The sequence below is a fragment of the Sphingomonas hylomeconis genome (assembly GCF_025370105.1).
Taxonomy (GTDB): domain Bacteria; phylum Pseudomonadota; class Alphaproteobacteria; order Sphingomonadales; family Sphingomonadaceae; genus Sphingomonas; species Sphingomonas hylomeconis.
The window spans coordinates 1-5,241 of the sequence record NZ_JANQBK010000027.1 but is presented as its reverse complement, the minus strand read 5'-3'; the positions used below and the strand labels follow the sequence as shown (position 1 = coordinate 5,241).

Annotated in this window: 7 protein-coding genes and 1 tRNA gene; 7 read left to right on the top strand and 1 reads right to left on the bottom strand. The window is 65.9% G+C overall.

Going from position 1 to position 5,241, the window contains the following annotated elements:
• The 5 genes from NV401_RS18725 to NV401_RS18705 form a co-directional block, all read left to right on the top strand.
• The coding region (locus tag NV401_RS18725; RefSeq protein WP_261295975.1) for a BamA/TamA family outer membrane protein at positions 1-1,366 on the top strand (1,366 nt) is incomplete at its 5' end.
• Positions 1,366-2,037, top strand: a complete 672-nt coding sequence (locus NV401_RS18720) for an OmpH family outer membrane protein (RefSeq protein WP_261295974.1) — start codon at positions 1,366-1,368, stop codon at positions 2,035-2,037. The genes NV401_RS18725 and NV401_RS18720, both read left to right, overlap by 1 nt.
• Positions 2,034-2,522, top strand: coding sequence for a 3-hydroxyacyl-ACP dehydratase FabZ (gene fabZ, locus NV401_RS18715; protein WP_261295973.1), 489 nt, complete (start codon positions 2,034-2,036; stop codon positions 2,520-2,522). The genes NV401_RS18720 and fabZ overlap by 4 nt, the downstream gene beginning before the upstream one ends.
• A 100-nt stretch (positions 2,523-2,622) precedes the next feature.
• Positions 2,623-2,853 carry a 50S ribosomal protein L31 gene (rpmE, locus tag NV401_RS18710; protein WP_261295972.1) on the top strand — a complete coding sequence of 77 codons (231 nt, stop codon included), beginning with the start codon at positions 2,623-2,625 and terminating at the stop codon, positions 2,851-2,853.
• A gap of 82 nt (positions 2,854-2,935) precedes the next feature.
• A complete protein-coding gene (locus NV401_RS18705; protein ID WP_261295971.1) occupies positions 2,936-3,250 on the top strand; it encodes a PilZ domain-containing protein in 315 nt (104 codons plus the stop codon).
• A 17-nt stretch (positions 3,251-3,267) separates the two neighbouring features.
• Here the strand turns inward: NV401_RS18705 and NV401_RS18700 are convergent.
• Positions 3,268-3,357: transfer RNA gene (locus NV401_RS18700), tRNA-Ser, on the bottom strand.
• Positions 3,358-3,453: 96 nt separating this feature from the next.
• On the opposite strand from NV401_RS18700, the gene NV401_RS18695 reads away from it, so the two are divergent.
• Together NV401_RS18695 and NV401_RS18690 are read left to right on the top strand one after the other, a co-directional pair.
• Positions 3,454-4,494 (top strand): lytic murein transglycosylase, encoded by a 1,041-nt coding sequence (locus tag NV401_RS18695; RefSeq protein ID WP_261295970.1) that lies wholly within the window; start codon positions 3,454-3,456, stop codon positions 4,492-4,494.
• Positions 4,478-5,241 (top strand): septal ring lytic transglycosylase RlpA family protein (locus NV401_RS18690; protein WP_261295969.1); only part of this gene is annotated, 764 nt, incomplete at its 3' end. The genes NV401_RS18695 and NV401_RS18690, both read left to right, overlap by 17 nt.

Below are 5,241 nucleotides of genomic sequence, written 5' to 3'. Positions count from 1 at the left end.
GGACGTCGAGGAGAAGTCGACCGGCGAGCTGCAGCTGTCGGCGGGTTTCTCGAGCCTCGAAAGCTTCATCGTCCAAGCCTCGATCCGCCAGCGCAACTTCCGCGGCAAGGGCCAGGAGCTGCGCGCCAGCGTCAATTATTCGAGCTATTCGAAGTCGATCGAGCTGGGTTTCACCGAGCCCTATCTGTTCGACAAGAATATCGCGCTGGGCGGCGACATCTTCCGCCGCGACTATAATTCGTTCAACCTGACCGCCAGCGGCGACCGCAACACCACCTATACGCAGGTCTCGACCGGCTTCCAGGTCCGTGCCGGCGTGCCGTTGACCGAATATCTCTCGTTGTCGGCGCGCTACGGCCTGACGTTCGACGATGTCGGGCTCGACGAAAGCACCTATTACAGCAACGGCGTGTGCGATCCGCTCAAGGCCGGGCGCTATCTGTGCGACGCGATCGGCAATCGCGCGACCTCGTCGGTCGGCTACTCGCTGATTTACGACAGCCTCAACAGCCGCCTGCGCCCGACGGCCGGGCAGCGCGTCGTGCTGAGCCAGGACTTTGCCGGCCTGGGTGGCGATGTGCGCTACATCCGCACCAAGTTCGACGCCGACAAATATTGGGGGCTGGGCAGCGGTTTCACGCTCGGGCTGAGCACCGAGGGCGGCTATATCCACTCGCTCGAGAAATCGCGTGGCGCAGGGGTGGACAAGGTTCGCATTACCGATCGCTTCTATCTCGGCGAACCGGAATTCCGCGGCTTCGACATTCGCGGTGTAGGCCCGCGCGTCCAGCGTATCCCGTTCACCACCGATGCGTCCGGCAAGCAGATTTTGGTTACCGACCGCGATCAGATCGTCGACGACGCGCTGGGCGGCCGGGCTTATTATTCGGGCCGGCTGGAACTGGAAATCCCGCTTGGCGCCGGCGCGCGCGAACTGGGCCTCCGGCCATCGATCTACGTCCAGGCCGGTGCGCTGTTCGGCCTGACGCGTCCTGAGCCGACGGTGGTCTTCCCGGTCGCCGCGGACGGCACCGTGCTGCCGCTGCCGCTGCGCGACACGCAGGGGCGTGACCTGTTCGCCTATACCAATGCGGCCGGCCAGACCGCGACGACGATCTGTCCGGCCGGCGTTCAGGACGCCAACGGCAATTGCAACGGCCTGACCGCCAACACGCCGCTGATCGCCGCACAGCCGTTCTTCGAACGCTATGTCGGTGATAGCGCCAAGCCGCGCGTCTCGGTCGGCGCCGGCGTCAATTGGAACTCGCCATTCGGCCCGCTGCGCGTCGATCTCGCCTACGCGCTGCTCAAGGACAAGGGCGACGACGACAAGCTCATCACCTTCAACGTAGGGACTGCATTCTGATGAACACGTACAAGAAGATCCTGCTGGCGACCGCTCTGGTCGCGCCGGCCGGCGCCATTGCCGTCTCGGCGAATGCGCAGACCGCCAATGTCGCGATCGCCGATCCCGATGCCGCGATCGCCAATTCGAAAGTGTGGGCCGCAGCCCAGACCGAGATCGGCACGACCTACAAGGCGCAGCTCGACCAGGCAAAGACGCGCGGCGAAGCAATCGCCGCCGAACTTCAGCCGCTGTACAAGAAGCTCGATGCCAATGGCGACAACCAGCTGAACCAGGCTGAGATCGAGGCTGCGCGCGCGGCGCGTCGCCCGGAGATTTCGCAGATCGAAGCAAAGGAGAAGGCCGGGCAGGAAGAGATCGCGCGGATGACGTCGCAGGCGTCGCGCGCACGTGCCTATGCCGCCGAACAGGTTGCCGGCAAGGTCAACGATGCCGTCACCAACGTCGTCAAGGCGCGTCGTATCACGCTGCTGATCCGCCCTAACGCGGCCTATTTCGCCGATCCTGCCGCCGATATCACGCCGGCCATCAGCACGGAGATCGATCGCCTGATCCCCAAGGTGAGCATCACGCCGCCGGCCAACTGGCAGCCGGGCCAGCAGCCGCAGCGTGCGGCCGCTCCGGGCACGCCGGCGCCGGCCACGCCGAAGGCGGCCGAGAAGCCGCGGTGAACGAGACGGTAGACGCGGGAGCGCCAAACGACGATCTTGGTCCGTTCGATATCGCGCGGATCATGGCGGCGCTCCCGCACCGCTACCCGATGCTGCTGGTCGACCGTGTCGCGCGCCTGACGCGCGACCGGTCGATCACCGCAATCAAGGCGGTGACGATCAACGAGCAATTCTTCCAGGGGCATTTCCCGGGACGGCCGATCATGCCCGGCGTGCTGATCGTCGAGGCGATGGCGCAGGCCGCCGGGATCCTCGCGGTCGAATCGCTCGGGCTCGCCGGATCGGGCAAGCTGGTCTATTTCATGGCGATCGACGGCGCGAAGTTCCGGAAGCCGGTCGAGCCGGGCGTGCTGCTGCAGCTCGACGTCGAGTTCGTCCAGAAGCGCTCCAGCGTGTGCAAATTCGCCGGCCGCGCGACGATCGACGGCCAACTCGCGGCCGAGGCCAACTTTACTGCGATGATCGCCGATCCGCCCAAGGCCTGAGCACGACGCTAATCACTTGCCCCGATAGGGCGCGGCGTGTAGTGCGCCGCGCTTGTCCCGGCTGGTCGGAAACCAGCCACTGACGCAAAAGGAATATGCCATGAAGAAAGACATTCATCCCGATTATCACACCATCAAGGTGCAGATGACCGACGGGACCGTTTACGAGACTCGCTCCACCTGGGGCAAGGAAGGCGACACGATGACGCTGGAAATCGATCCGCTGGCGCATCCGGCCTGGACCGGCGGCCGCGGCACGATGCTCGATACCGGCGGGCAGGTCGCGCGCTTCAACAAGCGTTTCGGCGCTATGTCGTTCGGCAAGAAGTAAGATACTCAATCTACCGCGCCGTCTTAACGGCGCGGTAGTTATACTGGGATAAGTTGCCCTCGAACGATTTGTGAGAGGCGCCATGTTCGCGGCGGAATATGAACCAGCACAGGCCAATGGCCGACGTCGCGTCCCGCGTGCGCCGGTCTCGCTCGATGCTCGGATTGGTCGCGGCGGGCTCGACCGCACCTTGTGCAAGGTCACCGATCTGTCGACGCACGGCGCACGGATCCAGAGCTATTCCGGCTTCAAGAAGGGCACGATGATCTGGCTGACGCTGCCGGAGATCGGCCAGGTCGCCGCTACCGTGATGTGGGCGGACGATTTCGAGGCAGGCTGCCTGTTCCAATCGACACTGAACGACGATGCCTTCGCGACACTCACCGCGCTGGGCTGATCACGCCACATTGGCAGTGGCGGAGAGAGTGGGATTCGAACCCACGGTGAGCTTGCACCCACGGCGGTTTTCAAGACCGCTGCCTTAAACCACTCGGCCATCTCTCCAGTGGAGGCCCCGCATATCCGCGCTTCGCCGCTTTGTGCAAGGGTTGCGACGCTTTGGGGTTCATGGCGCGCCCGCGCTGTGCCAGTGTCGCCATCATGAGTAAGCTTATCCGAACGACCAAACGGCTCGCCGCCGCGCTCGCCAGCGCGTGTGCCTTCGTCGCCGCCCCAGCGCTGGCGCAAGACGAGGCCGGCTTCCAGGCCTATCTGCAGACGTTGCGCGGCCAGGCGCTGGCCAAGGGCGTCAGCGCACGTACGCTCGATCAGGTACTGCCGACGCTGACGCTCAACACCCGTGTGATCGAGCTCGATCGTCAACAGCCGGAAACCTCGCCAAACGCGCCGGTGCCCAATTTCGCGCCGTACAAGCTGCGCCATGTCGATGCATCGCGCATCACGCGCGGACGCGCCGCTTATCAGGCACAGCGCGGACGGCTCGAGCGGATCGAGCGGGAGATGGGCGTGCCCGAATCGGTGATGGTGGCGATCTGGGGGCACGAAACCAATTACGGCAACGTGATGGGCAATTTCGATCTGCCGCGCGCGCTTGCGTCGCTCGCCTATGAGGGGCGGCGGCGCGATTTGTTCGCCGGCGAATTCATCGCCACGCTGCAGATGGTCGATCGCGGCGTGCCGCTGTACCAGATGAAGGGCAGCTGGGCGGGCGCGTTCGGCGGCTCGCAATTCCTGCCCTCGGTCTATCTGCGGCTCGCGCGCGACGGCGATGGCGACGGCAAGGCCGATATCTGGAACAGCGCGGCCGATACGCTGGCCTCGATCGGCAATTACCTGTCCAATGCCGGGTGGCGCGCGGGCCAGCCCTGGGGCCTCGCCGTCACCGTGCCGGCGAGCCTCGATCGCGGCGCGATGACCAGCCGGCTGGTCTCGCCGCGCTGCCCGCGCGTATTCGCCCGGCATAGTGCGTGGAAGACGATGGCGGAATGGCGCGCGCTGGGCGTCACGCCGGAGACCAAGACCTGGCCGGACGATCGCGTGCTCGCCACGCTGATCGAGCCCGATGGTATCGGCCGCACCGGTTATCTGCTAACCGGAAATTATCGGGTTATCCTCGATTATAACTGTTCGAACTTTTATGCTCTTTCAGTTGGGTTGCTCGCGGATGCTGTCGAACACTAAATCGGTTCTGGGTTTTACGTTGCTGCTCGCCGGTTGCGGCGGCAGTGGCTATGGCGATGCCCCACGGATCGAGAGCCCGTCGTCGCGCACGATCGATGCGCCCTATGCGCCGCGTGCGGACGATCCGACCGCGCTCGACCAGCCCGGGGATGTGCCGGGCGCACCGTATCGCTTGCAGGACGATTATCCGCCCGAGCCTGGCGCCAACCGCGTCGACACGGTGGACATCCCGCCCTCGCGCATCGCGCCCGGCGCTTCCTATCCCCCGGCGCCCCCGCAAGCCGATATGCCCCCGGCAGTCGCCACCAGCGAGGGGCCGCGTGGCACCTCCGGCGAGCAGCGCTATGACGCGGTCGGCTATGCCAGCTGGTACGGCGAGGAGATGGGCAGCGCGACCACCGCATCGGGCATGCCGTTCGATGCCAACGCGATCACCGCCGCGCATCGCACGCTACCGCTCGGCTCGGTCGCCGAGGTGACCGCGCTCGATACCGGGCGGACGATCCTGGTGCTGGTCGCGGATCGCGGCCCGGGCGGCCGCGATCGCGAGATCGATCTGTCGCGCGGTGCGGCGCAACTTCTTGGCGTGACGGCGATGGCGCCGGTACGCGTGCGGCTGATCAACGCCGCGCCGCAGGACGTCCGCGCATTGCGCGCCGGCCGGCCGGCGGGCGAGCGCATCGCAGCGCCGCCGTCGCTGCTGGTCGCGTTGCGCCGCAAGCTGCCGCCGCGCCTCGGCCCGGCCGC

Excerpts from the sequence above, each read along its gene's own strand:
- NV401_RS18720 (WP_261295974.1), top strand. The coding sequence starts at position 1,366 with ATGAACACGTACAAGAAGATCCTGCTGGCGACCGCTCTGGTCGCGCCG.
- rpmE (WP_261295972.1), top strand. The coding sequence starts at position 2,623 with ATGAAGAAAGACATTCATCCCGATTATCACACCATCAAGGTGCAGATG.
- NV401_RS18705 (WP_261295971.1), top strand. The coding sequence starts at position 2,936 with ATGTTCGCGGCGGAATATGAACCAGCACAGGCCAATGGCCGACGTCGC.
- NV401_RS18695 (WP_261295970.1), top strand. The coding sequence starts at position 3,454 with ATGAGTAAGCTTATCCGAACGACCAAACGGCTCGCCGCCGCGCTCGCC.